Raw genomic sequence first — 23,939 nt, 5'->3', positions numbered from 1 at the left:
TTAATCATTAATCATGAAATATAAATTGTGAATGATTATTTAAAGATTAAACATTATCGCAACGTCATACTGAACTCGTTTCAGTATCACACAAAAATAATATAACAGATTATTACCAATACATTCAGTATAAAAAATGGACAAAAATTTCAACATAAACAACCTTGTTAGAGCTAACATTAAAGCTCTAAAAGCCTATTCTTCTGCAAGAGATGAGTTTAAAGGGGCTGCAGATGTTTTTCTTGATGCAAACGAGAATCCATTTGGAGATTTAAACAGATATCCAGATCCACAACAAATAGAAATAAAACAAAAGTTATCTGCTATTAAAAATGTAGAAACTGATCAAATTTTTATTGGTAATGGTAGTGATGAAGTTATAGATTTAGCATTTCGTATTTTTTGCGAACCTGGAAAAGATAAGGTCTTAACCTTTACGCCGACCTACGGAATGTATGATGTATCAGCCAATATTAATAATATTGAGGTTATTGAACAACCGTTGATTAACGATTTTCAGATTAATTTAAATCAGCTACAACCGTATTTAGATTTTGAAGATTTAAAAATCATTTTTATCTGTTCGCCTAATAACCCAACAGGAAACAGTTTAAATACTGAAGATATTGAATATATTTTGGATAATTTTAATGGTATCGTGATTGTGGACGAGGCTTATATTGATTTTAGTGCGCAAGCTTCTTTTATTAAAAACATTGATAAATACGATAATTTAATTGTTAGTCAAACCTTTAGTAAAGCTTGGGGTTTAGCAGGTGTTAGAGTAGGTGTTGCTTATGCAAGCCAAGCTATAATTGCACTTTATAACCGTGTAAAACCACCTTACAATGTTAGTACATTAAACCAAAAAGCGGTTTTAAGTAGTTTAAATAACTTAGAAGAAGTCACTAAAAATATTGATACTATTCTGGAAGAAAGAGCGAAGTTAAAAGACGCTTTAATTAAATTGGATATAGTAAAGAAAATATACCCTACAGATGCTAATTTTTTGTTAGTTGAAGTTGATGATGCTAATAAAACGTATCAATACTTAATCGAGGAAAAAGTAATTATTAGAAATAGAAATACACAAGTTAAAAACTGCGTTCGTATAACTGTTGGTACACCAGAAGAAAACAACAAATTAATTAAAGCATTAAAAAGAGTATAACGCGTTATTCTGGACGTGTTTCAGAATTGCATTACAAAAAATAGCAAATGAAAAAAGTATTATTTATAGACAGAGACGGAACATTGGTATTAGAACCACCCGTAGATTATCAACTAGATAGTTTAGAGAAGCTAGAGTTTTACCCAAAAGTGTTTCAATACATGGCTAAAATAGCTTCAGAATTGGATTACGAGTTGGTAATGGTTACTAATCAGGATGGCTTAGGAACAGATTCTTTTCCGGAAGACACCTTTTGGCCTGCACAAAATAAGGTAATAACTGCTTTTGAAAAGGAAGGCGTTGTGTTTACGGATGTGTATATAGATAAAACATTTCCGCATGAAAATGCGGAAACGCGTAAGCCTAGAACAGGTTTATTAACGCAGTATTTTGATAAAGAAAAGTACGATTTAGAAAATAGTTTTGTTTTAGGAGACCGCATCACTGATATGGAATTAGCTAAAAATCTAGGAGCAAAAGGTATCTTTTTGTCTGAAGATCCAGAATTAGGTGCTGATGAAATTGAAACGTCAAAACAATCTATTATGGATTGTATCGCATTGACAAGCACAGATTGGGAAGCTATCTACGAGTTTTTAAAGTTAGAAGATCGTGTTGAAGAAATTACTAGAAATACTAACGAAACTAAAATTTACATTAAAGTAAATTTAGACGGTTCTGGTAAAAATAATATTGATACTGGTTTATCCTTTTTTGACCATATGTTAGATCAAATTGGTCGTCATGGTGCAATGGATTTAACAATTAAAGTAGAAGGCGATTTAGAAGTTGACGAGCACCACACTATTGAAGATACAATGATTGCTTTAGGTGAGCTGTTTAATAAAGCGTTGGGTAATAAATTGGGTATAGAGCGTTATGGATTTTGTTTACCAATGGATGACTGTTTAGCACAGGTAGCAGTTGATTTTGGTGGTAGAAACTGGTTAGAGTGGGACGCTGATTTTAAGCGTGAAAAAATTGGAGACATGCCAACCGAAATGTTTTTCCACTTGTTTAAGTCGTTTACAGATGGTGCAAAATGTAATTTGAATATTAAAGCAGAAGGTACAAATGAGCACCACAAAATAGAAGGTATTTTTAAAGCATTTGCAAAAGCTATGAAAATGGCAGTGAAACGCGATTCTAACAAAATGTTTTTACCATCAACAAAAGGGATGTTATAATGAAACTAGTAATTATAGATTACGGAGCAGGCAATATAAAAAGCATACAATTTGCGTTTAAACGCTTAGGGTATGACGCTATATTATCTAATAATCCTGTAGAAATTAAAGCAGCAGATAAAGTGATTTTTCCAGGAGTTGGAGAGGCTAGCTCAGCAATGGGTATGCTAAAAGGAAGTGGTTTGGATGTATTGATTCCAACATTAAAACAACCTGTATTAGGAATTTGCTTAGGTATGCAATTAATGTGTAAATCGTCTGAAGAAGGCAATACTGAAGGTTTAGGTATTTTTGATGTGGCTGTCAAACGTTTTGACAACTCGGTAAAAGTGCCACAAATGGGATGGAATACTATTACAGATTTAAAATCTGACTTGTTTAAAGATGTAAAAAACCAAGAATTTATGTATTCCGTACATAGTTTTTATGCCGAAAATTGTAAAGAAAGTATCGCAACTACTACTTATAGTATAGATTTTGCTTCCGCTTTGCAACATAATAATTTTTATGGGGTACAATTTCACCCTGAAAAAAGTAGTACTGCAGGAGAACAAATATTAAAGAATTTTATTGAATTATAATTCTTCTTGGTGTCACCTTGAGCGTAGTCGAAAGGTTTTAATTTAAAATAAATAGTAACAAAATAAATAATTTCCACTTTTGTGGGCAAGAGATATGAGAATAATACCAGCAATTGACATTATAGAAGGGAAGTGTGTTCGTTTGACTAAAGGAGATTACAATACCACAAAAATTTATAACGAAAATCCATTAGAAGTCGCTAAACAATTTGAAGATGCAGGAATAGAATATTTGCACATGGTTGACTTAGAAGGTGCAAAAGCATCTCATGTAGTAAACTATAAAGTGTTAGAGCAGGTAGCTTCTAAAACCAATCTTAAAATCGATTTTGGAGGTGGTTTAAAGTCTGATAATGATATTATAACAGCATTTAACTCTGGAGCAAAACAAATTACAGGAGGAAGTATAGTTGTTAAAAATAGAGATGCTTTTGAAGGTTGGATACGTAAGTATGGTTCTCAGAAAATTATTCTTGGTGCAGATTGTAATAACCATAAAATTGCAATTAGTGGTTGGTTGGAAGAGAGTAGCTTGGAGGTGATTCCGTTTATAAAAGATTATCAAAAGCAAGGCATTCAATATGTAGTTTGTACAGATATTTCTAAAGATGGGATGTTAGAAGGTCCTTCTATAGAGTTGTATAAAAATATTATTGAACAATGTAGTAATGATAGTTCTGGTCAGTCCGTTAAGTTGATAGCTTCAGGAGGAGTAACTACTATTGAAGACTTAGAAAAGCTAGCAGAGATTGGATGTGAAGGTGTTATTATTGGAAAAGCACTGTACGAAAACAGAATTACTTTAAAAGAATTAGAACGCTTTATATAAGAGTGATTAGAATGCTATTGTAGCATTGAAAATTAGAATTTTGACGTCACACTGAGCGCAGTCGAAGTGTCTCTAAAATGAAATATAGTAGTATAATAATTAATAACAAACCTTGATTTCGAGGAACTAAATATGCTTACAAAACGAATCATACCATGTTTAGACATTAAAAACGGAAGAACCGTTAAAGGTGTCAATTTTGTAAACCTACGTGATGCAGGAGATCCTGTAGAATTAGCAAAGCAATATGCCTTAAAAGGGGCTGACGAATTAGTCTTTTTAGATATTTCGGCAACATTAGAAGGTCGTAAAACCATGATTGATATGGTTTTAAAAGTAGCAGAACATGTTAATATTCCGTTTACGGTTGGAGGTGGTATTTCTTCAATAGCAGATGTTGATGTGTTATTAAAATCTGGCGCTGATAAAGTGTCTATCAATTCTTCAGCAGTAAAAAGACCAGAATTAGTTAACGAATTGGCCAATAAATTTGGGAGCCAATGTGTTGTGGTCGCTATTGATGCAAAGCAAATTGATGGCGAATGGATTGTACATTTGGCTGGTGGAAGTATTCCAACCGAGTTAAATTTGTTTGATTGGGCTAAAGAAGTTGAAACTAGAGGTGCAGGAGAGATTCTGTTTACATCTATGAATAACGATGGAACAAAAGCTGGTTTTGCAAATGAAGCGTTAGCGAGATTATCAGAAACTTTAAATATTCCAATAATAGCTTCAGGAGGCGCAGGGACAGTACAACATTTTGTTGATACGTTTAAAAAGGGTAAGTCTGACGCTGCTTTAGCTGCAAGTGTGTTTCATTTTGGTGAAATTGCTATCCAAGATTTAAAAGAAGAATTAAGAGAAAATAATATAGAAGTTAGATTGTAACACACGTCATACTTAAAGCAAACAAAACATAACGTCACTTCGAGTGATTTGTGAAGCATGAGCAAATTGTATCGAGAAGCACAACAAAAAAGGTTCTCGATACAAAATTGCAAAAAAATCAATTTCACTCGAACTGACGACACGATAAAAAACATAATGTGTCACACTGAACTAGTTTCAGTATCACATAAAGCAAAGCATAAAAGAGTAGTTTGCGCCAATTAAAACAGAGCAAACAACATAACGTCACTTCGAGTGATTTGTGAAGCATGAGCAAATTGTATCGAGAAGCAAAAGAAAAAAGGTTCTCGATACAAAATTGCAAAAAAAAGCAATTTCACTCGAACTGACGACAGGATAATAAACATAATGTGTCATACTGAACTTGTTTCAGTATCACATAAAGTAAAACATAAAAGTGTAGTTTGCACCAAATAAAACAGAGCAAACAAAACATTACGTCACTTCGAGTGATTTGTGAAGCATGAGCAAATTGTATCGAGAAGCACAACAAAAAAGGTTCTCAATACAAAATTGCAAAAAAAGCAATTTCACTCGAATTGACGACACGATAAAAAACATAATGTGTCACACTGAACTTGTTTCAGTATCACATAAAGCAAAGCATAAAAGAGTAGTTTGCGCCAATTAAAACAGAGTAAACAACATAACGTCACTTCGAGTGATTTGTGAAGCATGAGCAAATTGTATCGAGAAGCACAACAAAAAAGCTTCTCGATACAAAATTGCAAAAAAAGCAATTTCACTCGAACTGACGACGCAATAATAAACATAATGTGTCATACTGAACTTGTTTCAGTATCACATAATGCAAAGCATAAAAGAGTAGTTTGCGCCAATTAAAACAGAGCAAACAACATAACGTCACTTCGAGTGATTTGTGAAGCATGAGCAAATTGTATCGAGAAGCAAAAGAAAAAAGGTTCTCGATACAAAATTGCAAAAAAAAGCAATTTCACTCGAACTGACGACAGGATAATAAACATAATGTGTCATACTGAACTTGTTTCAGTATCACATAAAGTAAAACATAAAAGAGTAGTTTGCAACAATTAAAACAGAGCAAACAACATAACGTCACTTCGAGTGATTTGTGAAGCATGAGCAAATTGTATCGAGAAGCACAACAAAAGGAGTTCTCGATACAAAATTGCAAAAAAAGACAATGTCACTCGAACTGACGAAACAATAATAAACATAATGTGTCACACTGAACTTGTTTCAGTATCACATAAAGCAAAGTATAAAAGAGTAGTTTACGCCAATTAAAACAGAGCAAACAACATAACGTCACTTCGAGTGATTTGTGAAGCATGAGCAAATTGTATCGAGAAGCACAGTAAAAAAGGTTCTCGATACAAAATTGCAAAAAAAGACAATGTCATTAGAATTGACGACACAATAATAAAACAACGTCATACTGAACTTGTTTCAGTATCACATAATTAATAAATGGTTGCTAAAAAGCACAATGTTTATAGCAATACCAATACATAACAAGATGACTATAGATTTCAACAAAAACAATGACGGTTTAGTACCAGCAGTAATCCAAGATGCCACAACAAAAAACGTGTTGATGTTGGGTTACATGAATGAAGAAGCATTTAATAAAACAAAAGAGACTAAATTGGTTACTTTTTTTAGTCGCACAAAAAACAGATTATGGACTAAAGGTGAAGAAAGCGGAAACGTTTTAAACCTTGTAGATATAAAATTAGATTGTGATAATGACACGTTATTAATACAAGTTAATCCAAAAGGGCCAACGTGTCACAAAGGGTCGGATACGTGTTGGAACGACACTAACTCTGAAAATTTCGGTTTTATTTCAAAATTAGAAAACACGATTGAAAGTAGAGTAGCAGCAGGAAATACAGAGAAATCTTATGTTGCCTCATTATTTGCTTCAGGTATAAATAAAGTAGCACAGAAAGTAGGAGAGGAAGCTGTAGAGGTTGTTATTGAAGCAATGGACAACAAAGACGATCTGTTTTTAAGTGAAAGTGCAGATTTACTGTTTCATTACTTAATGTTATTACAAGCAAAAGGGTTTAAGCTTAATGATGTTGTGGAGGTTTTAAAAGGTAGAGAGAAAAAATAAACATATAAAAACTGTCGCTAATTTTTTAGCGACAGTTTATCTAATGATAAAATAGAAAGTTTAATCGTGCATTAGAACCACGTAAAACAATTATATGTAATTAATTAGATGTGTTTTTTATTATTGCTAATGTTTGCTCTAACCAGTCTTTACCAAAGTCTAAAGCAATTTCTGGAGTGACACCTTTCCCTTCGTAAGCTAAATACTTATTAAATTCCATGTCTGTTGGTGTCATATTAAAATTACCAGAAGGTGTATTATAATTGTACCCATAATTCATTCCGTAAGCAATAATACCGCGTGTTGTCTGTCCTAAATGGTTTGCATTTTTAAGTGCTTTTAGTTTTAAAGTAAATTGCTCGCCATTACTTCCTGTAAAGCAATTGGTTAAAATATACACGTTTTTCTTTTTTAATAATTTTAAAAAGGGATCAGATAGTTTGCTGTTTCCGCCACCATTACTTCTTAAATCTACAACTACATTTGTTGCAGTTAGCTCTTTTTTCGCTTTAGCGTAAAAATCTTTAAATGCTTTTCGATTAGATTTACTAAACGAACTAAAGTTACCAAAGTACAAATATTGAGTATCTGGTGTTAATTGTTTAAACTCCCAGTTAGATTGGTCTTTTATTGGTAATTCTTCGTTATTAGTATTAGTAGCTTTTTTATATATCCAAAGTCTTCCATTTTCAAAAGAAATGCTTTTAACAAAACCAGGAGTTCTAGTACTTGGGTTATAGTAAAACAGATTATATTTTATTCCTGTAGTGTGCGTAGCATAGACTATAATTTGTCCAGCGTCCCATTGAATTAGGTTACTTTTTAAAACAACACCTACTAAGGTATCACTATCTTTTTGTTGGTAAATTCCAATTTTAAGTTCGTCACCATAATTATAAACACCTTCTAATTCTTGTTCGTTTTTTTTAGATAATTCAGCCTCCAAATCGTTTAGGTTATATTCTGTTTTTGGATGATTTTTAAAAGCATTACTAGCTTTAAAGTCATTTAGTTTTGAAGTATCGTTTAAATCTTCCTTATTAATTGGTGTTTTAATATAGGTTAATGAAGCATGCACATCATTAACTAAAACCATTTGTTGTAATAACATTTTATAGCAATCCTCTATTAAAATGGGCTGCTTCATTTGGTTGGATAAGTTTGTGTATGTAGTTTCAAATTCGGTTGCTTTCTCACCTTTAATTTGTGTTTTAAAAGAAGGCATTGCTTTTATTTTTTCAACAACAAAATCTAAATCGGTTTTACAGTCGCAAGTTTCGGTTTGAGAAAAAGTAAGCTGAATAGAAGCTAAAAAAAGTACTAAAATTAATGTGAAATTTTTCATTGTAACGGGTTTTTATTGATTAAACTTTCTGAAGCAAAGATATATTTCAAATCAAATAAAAATCAATTATAACAAGGGTTTGGGGTGAGATACCGTTATGCTGTGGCGAAATTTAAAGCACTTTTAATAGCTTCTAAATAAGTTTTGGATATTGGCACTTCTATGTTATACGATAGTACTAAAAAGTGTTTTCCTTTTTCGGTTTTCCAAGACTGAAAATGATAAGGATTTATAACGTAAGAGCGATGTGTGCGTTGTAATTCTGAAAAAGTAGTTGTGATAGTAGATAATTTATTCCTGATCAAACTTTTTTTAAGAATAGAACCAGAAATATAAAAAACCTCAATATAATTATCTGAAGATTGTACCGCAATTAAATCGTTTAAATGAAGCTTTAAACTTTCATAATTACCTTCTCCTTTAATCTCAATTTTTTTATCCTCTAGTATTTTTTCAAAATATTTTCCAAAAGCAAAACGACCAATAATTATAATTGGTAAAATAATAGCTAATGCAGGTAGTAAAAGTGACATAAGCATATAGCCTAAAGTATGTGGATTGGCTTGACCAGCGACCACAACATATAAATAATAAGACCTAGCTAAAATAAGAGAAACAACAGACAGGCTTAATAAAAACAGTATTTCGTGTTTTAGTAACCAATTATTTTGTGATTGCTTATAAATGTAATTTTGTAGCGGTAAAAATAGTAAATATGATAGCGTCGCAATCAGACTATAAAAAGGTAGGTACTTTAGTTTTTCTGTGGTATTAAGTTCGCTTATGTCTAAAGGCTCAGTAATAAATAAAAATAAAAAAATCCATAAAGCAAGACCAAACCCAATAATAACGTGGTGTTTTAAATAAGGATCGAAGGGGTATTTTAAATTCAAATTAAAAAAGAATTAAAAAGCATCAATTACATAATTGATGCTTTTGTGTGTATTGATTAGGTTTAAGATATCCATCCTTTTTTAGTTGCATGATTGGCTAGCCATACTAAAGCCATTCCAACAATCACTATCATTGGTGTCATTGCATTAGCCATTTTTAGTACAAATACTAAATAATACATTTGTGCTAGTGCTGCAATTAACGAAATTAATAAAACATGAAAAGCCCATTTTTTTCTTATCACCAATGCCAAGCTTCCAATTGCTCCAGCAAAAACAGCTATTGCAAAAGCACCAATATACCAAGAGGGTAAGTTTGCATACATCTCCTGTTCTGCTTTTGGTAGTTGTTCTAATACTTCGTCAGTCATCATAGATTGCCCTATGTAAGCAAATACGCCTAAAAGGTTCCATATTAAGGCAATAATACTAATTACTAAAAACCACATAGGTGGTTTTTGTGAGGTTACATTTGTCATAAAGTTAGTTTTAGTTAGTTATTAAGGTTTCAAGGTATAAAATTTTTGCGAAATGATTACAAAGCAGTATTTTCGGCATTCATAAATTATCATGCAAAAAAAGTATTTCTACGTCATTACAATTCAATATTTAGGGTATAGGTTTCATGGTTGGCAAAAGCAGCCTAACTTAAAGACCTTACATTTAATGATTGACAGAACTTTAAATTTCATTTTAGATAAAAAGAAATTTAAAACCTTAACTTCTGGTCGTACAGATGCTATGGTAAGTGCAGAGAGTGCTGCTTTCGAGTTGTTTTTAGAAGAACCTATTGATGATTTTGATGCATTTATGGCCTTGTTTAATTATAATCTACCACAAGATCTTCGTGCTTTGACAATTAAAGAGGTGGATAGTAAATTTAATATTATTCAACATTCAAAAATAAAAGAGTATTTATACGTTTTTGCTTTTGGAGGTAAGTTTCATCCTTTTTGTGCACCAATATTAACTACAATTTTGGATCCTTTAGATATTGAGTTAATGAAAAAGGCTGCGAGACTGTTTGAAGGAGAACATTTTTTAAAACACTATTGTTATAGACCAACAGATAATGGTATATATAATAGGACTATTTTAAAATGCGAAATTGTAGAAAACACCATCTATACTGCAAACTTTTTTCCAGAACAAAGTTATATACTGCGTGTAAAGGGAAAGGGGTTTATGCGCAATCAAATCCGTTTAATGATGGGAGCATTGATTGAAATTGGTCAAGGTAAACGCACATTAGCAGATATTGAAGCCAGTTTAAAACCAGATTTTGAAGGTCATAATCACTACATAGCTCCTGCTTCTGGATTAATTTTAAAGGATATCGAGTTCGAGTAAAAGTTGTCAAATTCTTCATAATTTCTACATTTTAACACTATTTTAATATAAAAACCTCTGTTTTATAGGTGTTTATTGAAATTCTATAACATTCTTAAAAAATCATATAACATGCCAACTGGATTAGTGTTGCATCTTTGTATCAAAGAAATTAACAACATTAAAAACAGAACACATGAATTATTTGAATATGCAAGATGAGAAAATACTACCTGTAGTTGTAGAGTTAAATACGTTACTAGCAGATTATAATATATACTACCAAAAATTAAGAAGTTTCCATTGGAATGTTTTAGGAAAAAACTTTTTTGATTTGCATGAAAAATTTGAGAACATGTATAACGAAGCGAAATTAAAGGTAGATGAAATAGCAGAACGCATTTTAACTTTAAGACACCATCCAGTAAGTAAATTTAGTGATTATTTAAAAATTTCGTCACTATCCGAAGCCTCAAGTATGATTACTGATCAAGAAATGATAGAGGAACTACTAAATGACCATAAGACCATGTTAGCGCAAATGTCTCAAGTACTTAGTAAAGCAGAAGAAGCAGGAGATGAGGGAACAATTGATTTAATTGGTGCATACATTAGAGAGCTTGAAAAATCAAGTTGGATGTTAAACGCTTGGTCTAAAAATACCTCAGAGCAACTAAAAAAAGTAGTAACTAACAGTTAATTAAAAGTTTAAAACCATTACCTCTTAATTAACTTAATAAAACCATATGAAATCTCAATTATCAGAAGCATACAACCTATTAATCGACAAGTTAGAATCTTGGTTTAATGCTATTGTATCCAATATACCAAATCTAATTTTAGCCATAGTTGTATTAATTGCAGCTTATTTTATAGCTAAATATGTAAATAAATATGTTACAAAATTAGTGTCTAGAAAAATTCAGCAAAACTCTATTACTAACATGATAGGTAGTCTATCATCAGTAGTTGTAGTATTAGCAGGACTATTTTTAGCCTTAGGTATTTTAAACTTAAGTAAAACCTTAACCTCTTTACTAGCAGGTGCTGGTGTTGCAGGTTTAGCAATTGGTTTAGCATTGCAAGGAACATTATCTAATACGTTTGCTGGTATTGTATTGTCTTTTAGAAAAAAATACAAATTGGACATTGGGTAGAAACCAATGGATTTTCAGGAGAGGTTATAGATATTAATTTGAAAGATTTTACCATAAAGGAAGCTGACAATAACATGGTGATAATCCCAAATAAGATGATCCTTGATAATCCCATGAAAAATTACACCTTAACCACTAAAATGAGAGTTTTCTTAGAATGTGGAGTAGGCTATGAGTCGGATTTAGATCATGTAGAACAATTAACTAAAGAAACCATTTGCAATACATTTGATCAAATAGAAAAACCAGAAGATGTGGAGTTTTACTACACAGAATATGGAGGAAGCTCAATTAATTACCTATGTAGATTTTGGATAGATGCAGAAAATGCTTTAGAAAAAATGAGATCAAAAAGTAAAGCTATTATTGAAATAAAGAAGGCTTACGACAAAGAAAATATAAACATACCATTTCCAATTAGAACACTTCAATTTGATAACAAACTATCATTTGATATGCCTAAGGAAACCGAGAATTCATTCTCAAACAATTAAAAGTAAAGCGCTTTTAGTTTAGTATTAATCATTAAAAACCAAAAATTATGTTACGTTGGACAATCACATTTATTATTATCGCAATTATCGCTGGAATCTTAGGATTTGGTGGAATAGCAGGAGCATCTGCAGGAATTGCTAAAGTATTATTCTTCATTTTTTTAGTGTTATTTGTATTGACACTATTAAAAAAAGCTTAAAACTAATAACAAACTAATAAAAACTAATCAGCTTTTAACTGATATTTTAAGCAAAAATAAGTAAGCTGATTAGTTTATTAAACCGTTAAAACCAAAAACAATGAAAAAACTTTTATATACATTTCTAATCCTATTTTCACTTTCAATAGCTGTAACAGGATGTAGAGAAGAAAACAAAACGACTGAAGAAAAAGTTGAAGAAACTATAGATGACATAGACGACAACCTAGAGGACGCCTCAGATGATGTTGATGATGCTATGGATGATGTAGAAGATGAAATTGAAGAAATAGAAGAATAAAATAACCACTAACAACCAAAACAATGAAAAAACTAGCACACACATTTATCTTGTTATTTTCAGTATCATTACTATTAACAGGATGCAGAGAAGAATCTACAGGAGAAAAAGTTGAAGACGCAGTAGAAAACGTTGCAGACGATGTAGAAGATGCAGTAGATTAAAACAAAAAAGAATAGCTAAGAAAAAGAAAAAATTAATTAATATATTTTAAATGTATTTGATTAATAGCAACAAAAGTCCTAATTAATTTTAGGACTTTTGTATTTTTAAACCATATCACAAATTTATGAGTATTAAACTAGCAATAGCGTTTCTTAAAAAATTAGAAAAAAATAATAATCGCGAATGGTTTGCAGATAACAAACCAGAGTATGACAAGGCGTTAAAAGCAACTAAATTGGTTTTTAATGACATATATTCAAAAATGCAAGTGCATGATGAACTTGATAAAATGAAGCTGTTTAGGATTTATAGAGACGTCCGTTTTTCTAAAAATAAATTACCTTACAAAAATAATTTTGGAGGCACGTTTCATCGTGTTAAACCAAGATTAAGAGGTGGATATTATGTGCAAATACAACCAGGAAATAATTTTATTGCTTGTGGTTTTTGGGATCCTAGCAAAGAGGATTTGTTAAGAATTAGAAAAGAATTTGAAATGGATGATAATGAGATTAAATCAATCATTAATGATTCAAAATTTAAATCTGTTTGGGGAACACTAAAAGGTGACGAACTAAAAACAGCTCCAAGAAATTTTGACAAAGATCATGAAGCTATTGATTTAATTAAGAAAAAGCAATACATATTTTCTATACAATTTACAGACGCAGAAGTCATCTCAGAAGACTTTGCTCAAAAGGTCAATGACTATTTTAAAACCATTAGACCCTTTTTTGATTATATGAGTGATGTATTAACTACAGACTTAAATGGTGTGTCTTTAATACAAGATTAAGCAACTTCTGTAACCGTATATTTAGTACCGTTAAATTCAAAAGTGTCACCTGCAGACTTTTGTTTTAATAATTGCCCAATAGGTGATTGTAATGAAATGGCATAATAATCTTGATTATCAATCTGGATTTTACCAGCACTAATGGATATAAAAAAGTGAAGACTGTCTGTCTTAACTAAGCTTCCTAAAGCTGCACTAGTGCTTAATAAATTGGCTTTTACTAATTTTAAATAATCTTGGGTTTTTCTAGCATCGTTTAGATAACCCATATTTTTTTCTAAATCATTTAAAAGTTTACCGTTTCCAGAATCATCATCATCAGAGCCTCCTTTATCATTACTCTCTATAGACTCTTTTATAAGGTCTATTTCGTTTTTATAATCTGTAATGCGTTTTTCTACCTGTTCGTTACAAATTTGCAGAAGTTGTTGTTTTATTGTCATTGGTTATATTAAACTGCTTTTAGTATTTCTGGTTTTTCAAATAGCTGAATATTACTTTGCAAACGCTGTTTTACAATGGACATCATTCGTTTATTTAAAGCGGACGAATTTAGAATATATTTTTCATATTCTTCTGTAGTAAATTGACCAATTATCATTCCTTTTATACTATTTCTAAATTTGATGTCTTTATGGACAGCATTTTCAATATAATTTAAACGTTTTTCAATGGTTAATTGATAAAATACATTTTTATGTTTAGCTATATAATTTCTAAAAACTTGAATAAACAGTTCGTTTTGTAATTTTATAATTGGTCTAAGGGTTATGTTCTGGAAACGCTCCTCATCACTCATATTTTGACTAATGATAATACTTTTAATTATGGGTCTGATAGCTAGTAATTGTGTGTCTCTGGTAGTCATAATATTTAAGTTTTATTAAAAATATCGATAATAAAGACTAATGATGGTATAGTTAAATATACTTTTTAACTGTGTTGTTAACAATCAAGATTTTTTATCTTTGATTAAAAGAAAAAAACATGAGATTTCACACTAGAAAATGGGTAAAACCCGAAGATTTAAATCCTAACGGAACATTATTTGGAGGACAATTATTAGCTTGGATTGATGAGGAAGCTGCACTTTATACAATAATACAGTTAGAAAACAATAAAGTGGTGACCAAATACATGAGCGAAATTAACTTTATGAGTAAGGCTGTTGAAGGTGATATAATTGAAATAGGTATGGAAGTTAAAAAATTTGGAAGTACCTCAATATCTTTAAATTGCGAAGTAAGAAATATGCGCACCAGAGAAACCATTATTACAGTAGATAATATTATTATGGTTAATCTAGACAAGGATGGTAATTCAAAACCACACGGAAAAACTAAAATTGAGTTTGTAAAGGATAGGTTGTCAAATTAGTATTTTAGTGCATCACACTATTGCAAACTTATTTTAAGTATTTTTTATCTACGTAAAAAGTGCCAAAAGGCAATATGGACGCCAATAATACAATACCAAAGACTTTATTTGACCATTTTTGTTCTGGCTTAATTAAAAAAGCTAGAGCAATGTATCCAACAAATAATAAACCATGTGGCATTCCTAATAATTGGACGTAATAATCGTCACCATCTGGAAGTCTTTTGTAAATAGCAGCAGCCATTAATAATAAGTAAGAAACACCTTCTAATAAAGCAACGATACGAAATGTTTGAAGCATAATATTTGTCTTTTTTACAAAGATAATTATTGTTTTTTTAATTACCATTTATATAGGATTAATCATTAATTTCGTTTAAAATTAATCGTATGGATAGTACTAGAAAATCAATATTAATTGTACTTGCTTTTTTCTCTATTTACTTTATTTGGGGTTCTACATATTTGTTAAATAAAATTATGGTGTCAGAGGTCGAACCATTTTTTTTAGCAGGAATAAGATTTTTTAGTGCTGGAATATTGATTTTTATAATTGCAAAATTTTTAAAAATATCACTTAAAGCTACCAAAAGACAATTATTAAATTCAGCTTTTGCTGGATTTTTATTTCTGGTATATGGTAATGGAGTCTTTGTTTGGGCCTTAAAGTATGTAGATAGTGGTTTTGCTGCATTAATAGCAGCTACACAACCATTATTTGTTATATTTTTAATGCGAATATTGCATGGTTCTAAAATTAAAACTAAATCTATTATTGGTGTCATTTTTGGCTTTATAGGTATGTATCTTTTAGTAAGTCAAGAAGCATTAGCACTTAATAAGGACAGTATTATTGGAATATTAATGATATTTACATGTGTATTAAGCTGGAGTTACGGTAGTATTTTTGTTTCTAAATCTAATTTGCCTAAAAACTTTTTTGTAGCAACAGGTTATCAAATGCTTTTTGCTAGTCTTTTATTATTTATATTAAGCTTAGCTTTTAATGAGGCTTGGTTAGCGCCAACAAAATGGAGTCTAAATGCCAAAGGGTCTATGTTATTATTAATTGTCTTTGGAGGCGTTGTCGCGTTTACAGCATTTAATTACTTGTTAAAAGAGGTCGCTACAGAAAAAGTTTCTACTTCTGCCTATGTAAATCCTGTAATAGCATTGTTTTTAGGTTGGTATGTACTAGACGAGCAAATTACGATGCAATCTATAGTTGCAGCATTAACTTTATTAACAGGAGTTTATTTTATTAACTCTAAGAAAAAACTAGTCATTTTTTCACGATTTAAAAAGCAATAATTAAGGCTGTTACATAAAAAAAGCTAATTAGCCTAAAGACTTAATATACAATTATTTAAAAATTTACTATCTTTGTAGCTCATTTAAGCAAGTAAACCTTTCCTTAATCTTTATTTTAAGTACTTTAGAATCGTTAAGCAGAACATAGCTTTTAATTACTTTCTGACAAATGAATTCATTTAAAACACACATTTAATAACGCTAATGGCTAAATCGCAACAAACATTTAATAAAAGTGAAAAAGAAAAAAACGCTTAAAGAAAAGAGAAGATAAGCGCAAGAAGATGGAGGCACGTAAGCTTGACAAAGAAGCTAATGGTGGTTCTGATGGTATACAGTTTGCATATGTAGACTATAATGGTAATTTGGTAGATACTCCACCAGATCCAGAATTAAAGGAAAAGATTGATGCAGAAGAAATCGTTTTAGGTGTTCCTAAAAAGGTTGAAGGAGAGGAAGAAGATCCAGTAAGAAACGGTAAAGTATCATTTTTTGATACATCTAAAGGTTTTGGTTTTATTATCGATACAGAAAACAACGAAAAATATTTTTGCCACGTTAGTGGATTGATTGATCAAATTGCAGAAAATGATAAAGTGTCTTTCGAGCTTGAAAGAGGAATGAAAGGGATGAACGCAGTTAAGGTTAAAAAAATATAATCGACCATAATTTAAATTATAAACCCATTAAGAGCAATCTTAATGGGTTTTTTTTATTTAAAAAATTACAACATAAATTTTAGATGCTTATCAAATAATTTTTGCTAAACATTTTATTATATATATCCAGACTAAACATATAAAGTTGTGAAGGTTTTTTGGATACGCCAACTTGCTTTTCATCTAAAGCAATAATGTATTTTTTGTTAATTAGCTTGCGTCTAAAGTTGCGATTGTCTATTTCAATGCCTAAGATAGATTGATATAGATCTTGTACTTCATTAATTGTAAATTTATCAGGAAGTAATTTAAATATGATTGGCTCTGATAAGCATTTAACTTTTAAATCTTCATAAGCTTCCAATATTATTTTTTCGTGATCAAAACCTATTTCAGGCAAGGTGTTAACAGGAAACCATTTTGGGTTGAAGGCGTTGTTTTCTAAATTAACATCTTCTGTTTTAAGTAAAAAGTAATAAGCTATTGTTATTGTTCTTAAATTAAAAGCTTCATTTTCAATCCAAATTAGGTCTTTTGGATTTGTTAATCGATCTGGATCTCCAAAAGCTTTAAACTGCTTTTTGTATTGATTTGTTAATCCTGTTAATTCTTTTAAAACTCTAGTGGCTGTATCGTCCAAAGTTTCGTCATTATATACATGATATCCCGTCAATACAAAATCATCAACCAAAATTTCTTCAGTTAATTTAGATTTTAAAAATCGGTTTATTAATAAAACATTCAACGACTTGGTGTTGGTGTCATAACCAAATACCACACAATCTACCGATAGGTTTAATATTTTTTCTGTACTCATAGATTTATTTTATTTATTAAAATAGGCACGTTAACGTCTTTGTTACGTTAAATAATATATGTGTATCCAATACAATATACTTAAGTTTTTGGTAATATAGCATATATAAAAGTTAATATAACATATTTTTTTACGAATTATTAGGTTTTTATAAATTATTTATGATACATTTGAAAAACAAACGTAATTATGACGTTTAAAAATATACTGAATTTTAAAACATAATAAAATGACAATTAGCCAATTAACCAAACATACTATAAAGTCTGAAAAGCTTGGTAATAAAAATCTACTACTATTATTATTGTTTGGTTTTTTTATGCTTAGTGTTGTTCCAGATGTTTTTTCTCAAAATCAAGAGGTGTTAGAGGAAGACAACCAAAATAATGTAGAAGATACAGAGCAGGATTATGAGCCATTTAGTATAGGTGCGCATGTAAAGAATATGCACACATGGCATGGTTTTGTGGTGCATCCAGGAGCATTATTTACTGCTAACTTAGAATACAATTCAAAAAACAAGAAGTTTACTTTTGGTTTTTGGGGAGGAGCAAGTTTTTCTTCAGTAGATGTAAAAAACATTAACACTAACGAAAATGAAAGTGCTTACTATAAAGAGTTTTCAATTTATACCAAATACCGTTTTTCAGATAAGTTTTTTATTGAAGCAGTATCACATAATAATTATACAGGTGTAGAAGAAAGAGGAGATAAGCTTCACTATTGGAGTTATGATAAAACACAAGGTTATAATTTTGTGGATTTAAATTTTGGTTACAATATTACGCCTAATACCTTATTGTATTTAGCAACAATTATTAATGGAGGTTCTGGTGATTATCAAGTGCAATCCAATGGTGACCTAGAAAACTCGTGGACACATTATTTTGAAATTAATAGTAAAGTGTGGCAAAACAAATCTTCAAGCTTGTCTTTATTTGCTGGAGGTGCATGGTCTTTTATTACAGATAAAACATTTTATACAAAAGGATCTGGTAATATCATTAATGTTGGTGCTACCTTTAGTAAAAAGCTTAAAATCAGTAATTATAATATACCAGTGGATGTTACTGCAATGTGGAATCCAGAGCAAGAAAAGACCGTTTTACAATTAGATATAACATTGTTTTAAATTAAAGCTAAATCAGTAATAATTAATGTATAACGATAAAGTGTTAACTTACATAAAAAGACAAAAATCTTTAAGTAATATTTAAAATCATGAGAATAAAAAACTTAAAATTCGGACTAAAATTTATAAGTATGCCAATGTTGGTTCTCTTATTTAATCTATCGCTATACAGCTGTGTAGAGCATTTAGACGCAAGTCAAAATAAAACAAGTGGTACAGAGGTAGAAGGAGCGCTTTTTAATAGCGCTATAGATCTTACAGGTAAAAAAATAGGCTACTGCACACCATCATTAAATGCGCCTTACTACCAAGCTCTGCTACAAAGTATTAAATCTACTACAGAAAAAAATGGTATGATTTTTTTATCAGCAGACGGTCAAGATGATATCACCAAGCAAATTGCTGCGGTTGAGGATTTAATAACTAAAGGTGTTGATGCCCTTTTATTAAATCCAAAAGATCCAGATGCTTTGGTTGGGATTACAAAAGTAGCTAAAGCTGCAGGAATTCCGGTTTTTATAATTGATAGTTCTATAAACCCTTCCGCAGATTTTGTAACAACCATTCAATCTAATAATCTGGAAAATGGTGCATTAGCAGGAGAGTGGTTAGCTAAAAAAATGGGTAACACACCAATGAATATTGCTTTGTTAAGTGGTAACGCAGGAAACCCTGTTGGACGCACACGCAAACAAGGTTTGTTACAAGGTATAACAGAGGAGCAATTACGTACGCAAGGAAAAATTAATTTAAATGTAAAAACCCAAGCGTATACAGAGTGGTCTTATGCAGGTGGTTTAAAAGCTATGGAGGATATTTTGGTAGCTCATCCAGATATTAATGTGGTGATCACTGAGTCTGATGTGTGTGTGTTAGGTGCTATTAAAGCTATTGAACAGGCTGGTAAAACAGATGATATATTAATAGTTGCTGGTGCTGATGGACAAAAAGAAGCTATTAAGTACATTATGGAAACTGATTTTTATGGTTGTACTGCAATGAATAGTCCAGTGCAAATTGGTAAAAATGCTGTTAAATATGCAATAGAATATATAAACGGAAAACGTGATTTTGATAAAAAATCTTATACAGCACCTTTATTAATTACAAAAGAAAACGCTGCTAAATATTACAATCCTGATGCTTTATTTTAATAGCTAATATCCATTGATATGAAAAACTTAAAAAATGAATATCGTCTTGAAATGTCAGGAATATCCAAAAGTTTTGGTGTTGTTTCCGTATTAAAAGATGTGACTTTAAAAGTTAAACCAGGAGAAATTCATGCTTTATTAGGCGAAAACGGAGCAGGAAAATCAACACTTATAAAAATATTAAGTGGTGTACATCATAAAGACTCTGGTACTGTTCGCTTAAATGGCACAGAAATTAATCCTAAAAACACACATGAAGGTCAGGTTTTAGGCATAAGTGTGGTGTATCAAGAGTTGTCTTTAGTTAATGATCTGTCTGTTGCCGAAAACATCTATTTACACAAATTAGGAGCAAGTAAGTTTTGGATGAATTGGGATAAGATTACTAAAGATGCTCAAGCTTTAATAGACTCTTTAGGCTTTACAATTGACGCTTCAGCAAAAGTTAGAAATTTAAGTATAGTCCAAAAACAAGTAGTCGAAATTGCAAAAGCATTATCTGAAGACACTAAAGTATTGGTTTTAGATGAGCCAACAACTGTTTTTGATCCTACAGATACAAAAAAACTGTTTGACAACCTTTTTAGATTAAGAGATCAAGGAATCTCAATAATATACATTTCTCATCATTTAGACGAGATTATTAAAATAGCAGATTCTGTTACAGTACTTAGAGATGGTGTTGATACAGGAAGTATGGCTATTAAGGAGACAGATACAGATGGTATTATCCGATTAATGATTGGTCGCGAATTGAAAGATTTGTTTCCCATTAGAGATGCTAAAATAGGAACAGAACCTATTTTTGAGGTTAAAAATCTAACTGCAAAGGACACCATGGTTCATGATGTTTCTTTTTCAGTACGTCCAGGTGAAGTACTTGGTATTGCAGGATTAGGAGGTAGTGGAAGAACAGAAACCGCTAAACTTATTTTTGGAGCAGACAAAAAAAATCTGGAACTTTAATTTTAAACGGTAAAGAGATTAAAACAAAATCTCCGGTAGATGCTGCAGCGCATCAAATTGGTTTTGTGTCGGAAGACAGAAAAGAAGAAGGGGTTTTTCTACCATTGTCCATAAGAAGAAATATTAGTGTGACTAATTTTAATTCTATTTCAGGAAAATTAGGATTTATTAATGTGGACAGCGAGTATAAAAAGGTATTAAGTTTAATTGATAAATTAAACATTAAAACCACAAGCTCAGAGATTGATGTTAAAAACTTAAGTGGTGGAAATCAGCAAAAAGTAGCTCTAGCTAAGTGGTTAAGTATAGATAGTAAAGTTATTTTTATTGATGAACCTACTAGAGGTGTAGATGTTGGTGCTAAAATTGAAATCTACAATCTTATAAACGAAGTCGCTAAAAAAGGAGTTGGTGTAGTTGTAATATCGTCTGATATGCCAGAAATTATGGGTATTTCTGACCGTATTTTAGTCATGCATGAAGGGACTATTTATGGCGAGTTACAAAAAGAACAATTTTCCGAAGAAAACATATTGCGTTACTCGATAGGTAAAGCATTAAAACAATCTAATTAAATATTAAAAATTTCATGTTATGGCTTTAACATTAAAACAACAACTTAGCAGTCCAAGTGGTATTCTTAAGTTTTTAGTAAAGTATAATACAATATTCATTTTTATTTTACTGGTAATTTTTTCAGCATTGATATCCGATGTGTTTTTTACTTCAGTAAACTTGTCTAACTTATTAAAACAAGTCTCTGGTATTGGTATTATTAGTATAGGAATGTTAATAGTAATATTAACAGGAGGTATTGATTTATCAGTTGGCTCCATGGTCGCATTGCTTGCAGTTACATTTGCTATTTTAATTAATGTAGTCATACTACCATTAGCTATTGTTTTTACCATTGCTATAGGTTTTGGTTTAGGTAGTATTTCGGGTTATCTAGTAGCTTATCAAAAAATGGCTCCTTTTGTTGCAACTTTAGCATTAATGACTATTGCAAGAGGATTAGGTTTTATTTACTCTAAAGGGTCTCCAGTTACTTTTAAAACTGCAGGAGGTGTATTTATGTCAAATTTTGCAAACAACTCTACATTAGGTGTTCCAAATATTGCTATAGTCTTTTTTTAATCGTAATCGCTACTATGGTTATGTTGCGTTATAATGTATTTGGTCGTTTAATTATTGCTATTGGTAGTAATGAAGAAGCCTCACGCTTATCCGGAATTAAAGTTAACAAGTATAAGTTTTTGGTATATGCTATTTCTGGTGCTTTAGCTGCTACTGCTGCAATAATAGTGGCATCCAGAACTAATTTAGGATCACCAAATATGGGAATGTCTTGGGAGTTAGATGCTATAGCAGCTGTTGTGATTGGTGGAGCTAGTTTAAATGGTGGTAAAGGGACTGCTATTAATACGTTAATGGGTGTGCTTATTTTAGGATTAATAGGAAACATTTTAAACTTACTAAATGTACCTTCTTATCCTCAGCAAGTTGTTAAAGGAGCCATAATCATTTTTGCAGTATTACTTCAAAGATTTGAGAGTAAATAATAAAATTATTAAGATGAAAAATTACAAATTAAACGCTGAAAATCTTTCAAATATATCTGAAAGAATTACAGTACCACAATACGACAGAACGACCATAAAGACAGGAATAGTACACGTTGGTATTGGTGGTTTTCATAGATCACATGAAGCTTTTTATACAGACCAATTATTACAGAATCCAAACAACAAGGATTGGGGAATATGTGGTATTGCATTATTAGATTTTGATAGCAGAATTTATAATACTCTAAAAGATCAAAATGGATTGTATACTTTAGTGGTTAAAGAGTTAGATGGTACTCATACTAATCGTATTATTGGCTCTATAGTGGAGTATTTATATGCGCCAGAAAATCCATTAGCGGTTATCGAAAAAATGGCAAGCCCTGAAGTAAAAATTATATCATTAACTATAACAGAAGGTGGTTATAATTACAACGAAGCGACTAAAACATTCGATTTTACAAACCCGTTAATTATTCACGATTTAGAATATCCTAACACACCAAAAACCATTTTTGGATATATCACGCAAGCATTAAAGTTAAGGCAATCACTAGGTTTAAAAGGTGTAACTATTCAGTCATGCGATAACATTCAAGGTAATGGTCACATGACAAAAATGATGTTACTAAGTTATGTTAGAAAAGCTCAGCCAGATTTAATCGATTGGATTGAGTCAAACGTATCGTTTCCAAACGCTATGGTAGATAGGATAACACCAGCAACGACACCAGAGGATATATTAAATTTAATTAAAACTACAGGAATTCATGATGCTTGGCCAGTAGTTTGCGAGCCTTTTAAACAATGGGTTATAGAAGATAATTTTATTGAAGGAAGACCTGCTTGGGAAAATGTTGGAGCACAGTTTGTAAAAGACGTGGTGCCATATGAAAAAATGAAACTAAGCTTATTAAATGCTGGTCATTCAGTAATAGGAATTTTTGGTGCATTAATGGGTTATAATACCATTGATGAAGCGGTTAACAATCCAAATATAAGAACTTTTCTAATGCATTATATGGATGAAGAAGTGACACCAACTTTAGGCGATTTAGAAGGTGTTGATTTGGATGCCTATAAACAATCGTTGTTAGAGCGCTTCGGAAATATCAATATTAAAGATCAAATTGATCGTATTTGTTCAGAAAGTTCGGCTAAGTTTCCCATATTTATATTACCGACAGTAAACGCACAATTACAAGATAAAGGTGATATTACTAGTGCTGCAATTGTAGTAGCTGCTTGGGCTATATATAGTTTAGGTAAAGATGAGAAAGGAAATGGTTTAATAATAAAAGATGCTATGCAACCGGTATTACATGCAAAAGCACTGGAAAGCACTGCTAATCCAGAAGCATTTTTAGAAATAGAAGCAATTTTTGGTTCATTAAAAGACTCAAAGCCATTTGTTGAAGCTTACACAACAGCATATAATGATATTTTAAAGCATGGTGTGGAGCAATGTGTATTTGATTTAAACGCTAATATTTAAAC

The 23,939-nt window shown here is 31.0% G+C and carries 30 protein-coding genes and 1 pseudogene; 24 read left to right on the top strand and 7 right to left on the bottom strand.

Going from position 1 to position 23,939, the window contains the following annotated elements; all coding sequences use genetic code 11:
* Nucleotides 1-136: 136 nt before the first annotated feature.
* The 6 genes from hisC to hisIE all read left to right on the top strand — a co-directional run bounded on the left by hisC (nt 137) and on the right by hisIE (nt 6,781).
* Nucleotides 137-1,171 carry a histidinol-phosphate transaminase gene (gene hisC, locus AC0L3M_RS04475; protein ID WP_473431988.1) on the top strand — a complete coding sequence of 345 codons (1,035 nt, stop codon included), beginning with the start codon at nt 137-139 and terminating at the stop codon, nt 1,169-1,171.
* A 47-nt stretch (nt 1,172-1,218) separates the two neighbouring features.
* Nucleotides 1,219-2,358, top strand: a complete 1,140-nt coding sequence (gene hisB / locus AC0L3M_RS04470) for a bifunctional histidinol-phosphatase/imidazoleglycerol-phosphate dehydratase HisB (protein ID WP_473431987.1) — start codon at nt 1,219-1,221, stop codon at nt 2,356-2,358.
* Nucleotides 2,358-2,939 carry an imidazole glycerol phosphate synthase subunit HisH gene (gene hisH, locus AC0L3M_RS04465; protein ID WP_473431986.1) on the top strand — a complete coding sequence of 194 codons (582 nt, stop codon included), beginning with the start codon at nt 2,358-2,360 and terminating at the stop codon, nt 2,937-2,939. The genes hisB and hisH overlap by 1 nt, the downstream gene beginning before the upstream one ends.
* 94 nt (nt 2,940-3,033) lie before the next feature.
* On the top strand, nt 3,034-3,768 hold the full coding sequence (gene hisA / locus AC0L3M_RS04460; protein ID WP_473431985.1) for a 1-(5-phosphoribosyl)-5-[(5-phosphoribosylamino)methylideneamino]imidazole-4-carboxamide isomerase: 735 nt from the start codon (nt 3,034-3,036) through the stop codon (nt 3,766-3,768).
* Between the two features lie 132 nt (nt 3,769-3,900).
* Complete coding sequence (gene hisF, locus AC0L3M_RS04455; RefSeq protein WP_473431984.1) at nt 3,901-4,656, top strand: imidazole glycerol phosphate synthase subunit HisF; 756 nt, start codon at nt 3,901-3,903, stop codon at nt 4,654-4,656.
* Nucleotides 4,657-6,178: 1,522 nt separating this feature from the next.
* A complete protein-coding gene (gene hisIE, locus AC0L3M_RS04450) occupies nt 6,179-6,781 on the top strand; it encodes a bifunctional phosphoribosyl-AMP cyclohydrolase/phosphoribosyl-ATP diphosphatase HisIE (RefSeq protein ID WP_473431983.1) in 603 nt (200 codons plus the stop codon).
* Between the two features lie 100 nt (nt 6,782-6,881).
* On the opposite strand, the gene AC0L3M_RS04445 is transcribed toward hisIE, so the two are convergent.
* The 3 genes from AC0L3M_RS04445 to AC0L3M_RS04435 form a co-directional block, all read right to left on the bottom strand.
* The gene (locus AC0L3M_RS04445; protein WP_473431982.1) at nt 6,882-8,126 is read right to left on the bottom strand and encodes a S41 family peptidase; all 1,245 of its coding nucleotides are present in this window, start codon (nt 8,124-8,126) and stop codon (nt 6,882-6,884) included.
* 95 nt (nt 8,127-8,221) lie between these two features.
* Complete coding sequence (locus tag AC0L3M_RS04440; protein WP_473431981.1) at nt 8,222-9,019, bottom strand: LytTR family transcriptional regulator DNA-binding domain-containing protein; 798 nt, start codon at nt 9,017-9,019, stop codon at nt 8,222-8,224.
* 62 nt (nt 9,020-9,081) lie between these two features.
* Nucleotides 9,082-9,498 (bottom strand): hypothetical protein, encoded by a 417-nt coding sequence (locus AC0L3M_RS04435; protein ID WP_292945228.1) that lies wholly within the window; start codon nt 9,496-9,498, stop codon nt 9,082-9,084.
* Between the two features lie 91 nt (nt 9,499-9,589).
* Here AC0L3M_RS04435 and AC0L3M_RS04430 point away from each other — a divergent pair, with 91 nt between their 5' ends.
* The 8 genes from AC0L3M_RS04430 to AC0L3M_RS04395 all read left to right on the top strand — a co-directional run bounded on the left by AC0L3M_RS04430 (nt 9,590) and on the right by AC0L3M_RS04395 (nt 13,461).
* Entirely contained in the window at nt 9,590-10,369 is a 780-nt protein-coding gene (locus AC0L3M_RS04430) for a tRNA pseudouridine synthase A (RefSeq protein ID WP_414692214.1), read from the top strand.
* 175 nt (nt 10,370-10,544) lie between these two features.
* Nucleotides 10,545-11,048 (top strand): Dps family protein, encoded by a 504-nt coding sequence (locus tag AC0L3M_RS04425; RefSeq protein ID WP_342861304.1) that lies wholly within the window; start codon nt 10,545-10,547, stop codon nt 11,046-11,048.
* A gap of 46 nt (nt 11,049-11,094) precedes the next feature.
* Complete coding sequence (locus AC0L3M_RS04420) at nt 11,095-11,505, top strand: mechanosensitive ion channel family protein (RefSeq protein ID WP_473431980.1); 411 nt, start codon at nt 11,095-11,097, stop codon at nt 11,503-11,505.
* The gene (locus AC0L3M_RS04415; RefSeq protein WP_473432472.1) at nt 11,484-11,999 is read left to right on the top strand and encodes a mechanosensitive ion channel family protein; all 516 of its coding nucleotides are present in this window, start codon (nt 11,484-11,486) and stop codon (nt 11,997-11,999) included. The genes AC0L3M_RS04420 and AC0L3M_RS04415 overlap by 22 nt, the downstream gene beginning before the upstream one ends.
* Nucleotides 12,000-12,046: 47 nt before the next feature.
* On the top strand, nt 12,047-12,199 hold the full coding sequence (locus AC0L3M_RS04410; protein WP_028282108.1) for a DUF1328 family protein: 153 nt from the start codon (nt 12,047-12,049) through the stop codon (nt 12,197-12,199).
* Between the two features lie 100 nt (nt 12,200-12,299).
* On the top strand, nt 12,300-12,500 hold the full coding sequence (locus AC0L3M_RS04405) for a hypothetical protein (RefSeq protein ID WP_341586623.1): 201 nt from the start codon (nt 12,300-12,302) through the stop codon (nt 12,498-12,500).
* A gap of 23 nt (nt 12,501-12,523) precedes the next feature.
* Nucleotides 12,524-12,664, top strand: coding sequence for a hypothetical protein (locus AC0L3M_RS04400; protein ID WP_191098705.1), 141 nt, complete (start codon nt 12,524-12,526; stop codon nt 12,662-12,664).
* A gap of 125 nt (nt 12,665-12,789) precedes the next feature.
* Nucleotides 12,790-13,461, top strand: a complete 672-nt coding sequence (locus tag AC0L3M_RS04395) for a DUF2461 domain-containing protein (RefSeq protein ID WP_473431979.1) — start codon at nt 12,790-12,792, stop codon at nt 13,459-13,461.
* Here AC0L3M_RS04395 and AC0L3M_RS04390 read toward each other — a convergent pair.
* Nucleotides 13,458-13,904, bottom strand: a complete 447-nt coding sequence (locus AC0L3M_RS04390; protein ID WP_145001739.1) for a hypothetical protein — start codon at nt 13,902-13,904, stop codon at nt 13,458-13,460. The genes AC0L3M_RS04395 and AC0L3M_RS04390 overlap by 4 nt on opposite strands.
* An 8-nt stretch (nt 13,905-13,912) precedes the next feature.
* Nucleotides 13,913-14,329, bottom strand: coding sequence for a glyoxalase (locus tag AC0L3M_RS04385; protein WP_292945252.1), 417 nt, complete (start codon nt 14,327-14,329; stop codon nt 13,913-13,915).
* Between the two features lie 119 nt (nt 14,330-14,448).
* Between AC0L3M_RS04385 and AC0L3M_RS04380 the strand changes: the two genes are divergently transcribed.
* Nucleotides 14,449-14,838, top strand: coding sequence for an acyl-CoA thioesterase (locus AC0L3M_RS04380; protein WP_292945255.1), 390 nt, complete (start codon nt 14,449-14,451; stop codon nt 14,836-14,838).
* Between the two features lie 28 nt (nt 14,839-14,866).
* Here AC0L3M_RS04380 and AC0L3M_RS04375 read toward each other — a convergent pair whose 3' ends face one another.
* Nucleotides 14,867-15,139 (bottom strand): DUF3817 domain-containing protein, encoded by a 273-nt coding sequence (locus tag AC0L3M_RS04375; protein WP_145001736.1) that lies wholly within the window; start codon nt 15,137-15,139, stop codon nt 14,867-14,869.
* An 89-nt stretch (nt 15,140-15,228) separates the two neighbouring features.
* Between AC0L3M_RS04375 and AC0L3M_RS04370 the strand changes: the two genes are divergently transcribed.
* The gene (locus AC0L3M_RS04370) at nt 15,229-16,149 is read left to right on the top strand and encodes an EamA family transporter (RefSeq protein WP_473431978.1); all 921 of its coding nucleotides are present in this window, start codon (nt 15,229-15,231) and stop codon (nt 16,147-16,149) included.
* Nucleotides 16,150-16,353: 204 nt separating this feature from the next.
* A pseudogene (locus tag AC0L3M_RS04365) lies at nt 16,354-16,808 on the top strand (cold-shock protein).
* A 79-nt stretch (nt 16,809-16,887) separates the two neighbouring features.
* Here AC0L3M_RS04365 and AC0L3M_RS04360 read toward each other — a convergent pair.
* Entirely contained in the window at nt 16,888-17,625 is a 738-nt protein-coding gene (locus AC0L3M_RS04360) for an NUDIX hydrolase (RefSeq protein ID WP_473431977.1), read from the bottom strand.
* A 229-nt stretch (nt 17,626-17,854) separates the two neighbouring features.
* Here AC0L3M_RS04360 and AC0L3M_RS04355 point away from each other — a divergent pair, with 229 nt between their 5' ends.
* The 7 genes from AC0L3M_RS04355 (at nt 17,855) to AC0L3M_RS04325 (ending at nt 23,937) form a co-directional block, all read left to right on the top strand.
* On the top strand, nt 17,855-18,757 hold the full coding sequence (locus tag AC0L3M_RS04355; protein WP_473431976.1) for a hypothetical protein: 903 nt from the start codon (nt 17,855-17,857) through the stop codon (nt 18,755-18,757).
* 89 nt (nt 18,758-18,846) lie between these two features.
* Entirely contained in the window at nt 18,847-19,911 is a 1,065-nt protein-coding gene (locus AC0L3M_RS04350) for a substrate-binding domain-containing protein (RefSeq protein ID WP_473431975.1), read from the top strand.
* Between the two features lie 18 nt (nt 19,912-19,929).
* Nucleotides 19,930-20,877 carry a sugar ABC transporter ATP-binding protein gene (locus AC0L3M_RS04345; protein ID WP_473431974.1) on the top strand — a complete coding sequence of 316 codons (948 nt, stop codon included), beginning with the start codon at nt 19,930-19,932 and terminating at the stop codon, nt 20,875-20,877.
* Nucleotides 20,877-21,452: an ATP-binding cassette domain-containing protein gene (locus AC0L3M_RS04340; protein WP_473432471.1), complete on the top strand. Its 576-nt coding sequence runs from the start codon at nt 20,877-20,879 to the stop codon at nt 21,450-21,452. Before AC0L3M_RS04345 ends, AC0L3M_RS04340 begins: the two co-directional genes overlap by 1 nt.
* Nucleotides 21,453-21,471: 19 nt before the next feature.
* The gene (locus AC0L3M_RS04335) at nt 21,472-22,014 is read left to right on the top strand and encodes an ABC transporter permease (protein WP_473431973.1); all 543 of its coding nucleotides are present in this window, start codon (nt 21,472-21,474) and stop codon (nt 22,012-22,014) included.
* A gap of 20 nt (nt 22,015-22,034) precedes the next feature.
* Complete coding sequence (locus AC0L3M_RS04330; RefSeq protein WP_473431972.1) at nt 22,035-22,439, top strand: ABC transporter permease; 405 nt, start codon at nt 22,035-22,037, stop codon at nt 22,437-22,439.
* Between the two features lie 13 nt (nt 22,440-22,452).
* Nucleotides 22,453-23,937, top strand: coding sequence for a mannitol dehydrogenase family protein (locus tag AC0L3M_RS04325; RefSeq protein ID WP_473431971.1), 1,485 nt, complete (start codon nt 22,453-22,455; stop codon nt 23,935-23,937).
* The last annotated feature ends 2 nt before the right edge of the window (nt 23,938-23,939 follow it).

Source organism: Olleya sp. KJ81-1, assembly GCF_055808135.1.
Note: the sequence above shows the minus strand (reverse complement) of the source record. Positions and strands in the feature narration are given on the sequence as shown.

Coding starts and splice junctions, on each gene's coding strand:
- AC0L3M_RS04410 (WP_028282108.1), top strand. CDS start 12,047: ATGTTACGTTGGACAATCACATTTATTATTATCGCAATTATCGCTGGA.
- hisIE (WP_473431983.1), top strand. CDS start 6,179: ATGACTATAGATTTCAACAAAAACAATGACGGTTTAGTACCAGCAGTA.
- hisA (WP_473431985.1), top strand. CDS start 3,034: ATGAGAATAATACCAGCAATTGACATTATAGAAGGGAAGTGTGTTCGT.
- AC0L3M_RS04430 (WP_414692214.1), top strand. CDS start 9,590: ATGCAAAAAAAGTATTTCTACGTCATTACAATTCAATATTTAGGGTAT.
- AC0L3M_RS04405 (WP_341586623.1), top strand. CDS start 12,300: ATGAAAAAACTTTTATATACATTTCTAATCCTATTTTCACTTTCAATA.
- AC0L3M_RS04400 (WP_191098705.1), top strand. CDS start 12,524: ATGAAAAAACTAGCACACACATTTATCTTGTTATTTTCAGTATCATTA.
- AC0L3M_RS04445 (WP_473431982.1), bottom strand. CDS start 8,126: ATGAAAAATTTCACATTAATTTTAGTACTTTTTTTAGCTTCTATTCAG.
- AC0L3M_RS04355 (WP_473431976.1), top strand. CDS start 17,855: ATGACAATTAGCCAATTAACCAAACATACTATAAAGTCTGAAAAGCTT.
- AC0L3M_RS04350 (WP_473431975.1), top strand. CDS start 18,847: ATGAGAATAAAAAACTTAAAATTCGGACTAAAATTTATAAGTATGCCA.
- AC0L3M_RS04435 (WP_292945228.1), bottom strand. CDS start 9,498: ATGACAAATGTAACCTCACAAAAACCACCTATGTGGTTTTTAGTAATT.
- hisF (WP_473431984.1), top strand. CDS start 3,901: ATGCTTACAAAACGAATCATACCATGTTTAGACATTAAAAACGGAAGA.
- AC0L3M_RS04335 (WP_473431973.1), top strand. CDS start 21,472: ATGGCTTTAACATTAAAACAACAACTTAGCAGTCCAAGTGGTATTCTT.
- AC0L3M_RS04325 (WP_473431971.1), top strand. CDS start 22,453: ATGAAAAATTACAAATTAAACGCTGAAAATCTTTCAAATATATCTGAA.
- AC0L3M_RS04375 (WP_145001736.1), bottom strand. CDS start 15,139: ATGCTTCAAACATTTCGTATCGTTGCTTTATTAGAAGGTGTTTCTTAC.
- AC0L3M_RS04380 (WP_292945255.1), top strand. CDS start 14,449: ATGAGATTTCACACTAGAAAATGGGTAAAACCCGAAGATTTAAATCCT.
- AC0L3M_RS04330 (WP_473431972.1), top strand. CDS start 22,035: ATGTTGCGTTATAATGTATTTGGTCGTTTAATTATTGCTATTGGTAGT.
- AC0L3M_RS04370 (WP_473431978.1), top strand. CDS start 15,229: ATGGATAGTACTAGAAAATCAATATTAATTGTACTTGCTTTTTTCTCT.
- AC0L3M_RS04425 (WP_342861304.1), top strand. CDS start 10,545: ATGAATTATTTGAATATGCAAGATGAGAAAATACTACCTGTAGTTGTA.
- hisC (WP_473431988.1), top strand. CDS start 137: ATGGACAAAAATTTCAACATAAACAACCTTGTTAGAGCTAACATTAAA.
- AC0L3M_RS04420 (WP_473431980.1), top strand. CDS start 11,095: ATGAAATCTCAATTATCAGAAGCATACAACCTATTAATCGACAAGTTA.
- AC0L3M_RS04360 (WP_473431977.1), bottom strand. CDS start 17,625: ATGAGTACAGAAAAAATATTAAACCTATCGGTAGATTGTGTGGTATTT.
- AC0L3M_RS04345 (WP_473431974.1), top strand. CDS start 19,930: ATGAAAAACTTAAAAAATGAATATCGTCTTGAAATGTCAGGAATATCC.
- hisB (WP_473431987.1), top strand. CDS start 1,219: ATGAAAAAAGTATTATTTATAGACAGAGACGGAACATTGGTATTAGAA.
- AC0L3M_RS04390 (WP_145001739.1), bottom strand. CDS start 13,904: ATGACAATAAAACAACAACTTCTGCAAATTTGTAACGAACAGGTAGAA.
- hisH (WP_473431986.1), top strand. CDS start 2,358: ATGAAACTAGTAATTATAGATTACGGAGCAGGCAATATAAAAAGCATA.
- AC0L3M_RS04385 (WP_292945252.1), bottom strand. CDS start 14,329: ATGACTACCAGAGACACACAATTACTAGCTATCAGACCCATAATTAAA.
- AC0L3M_RS04395 (WP_473431979.1), top strand. CDS start 12,790: ATGAGTATTAAACTAGCAATAGCGTTTCTTAAAAAATTAGAAAAAAAT.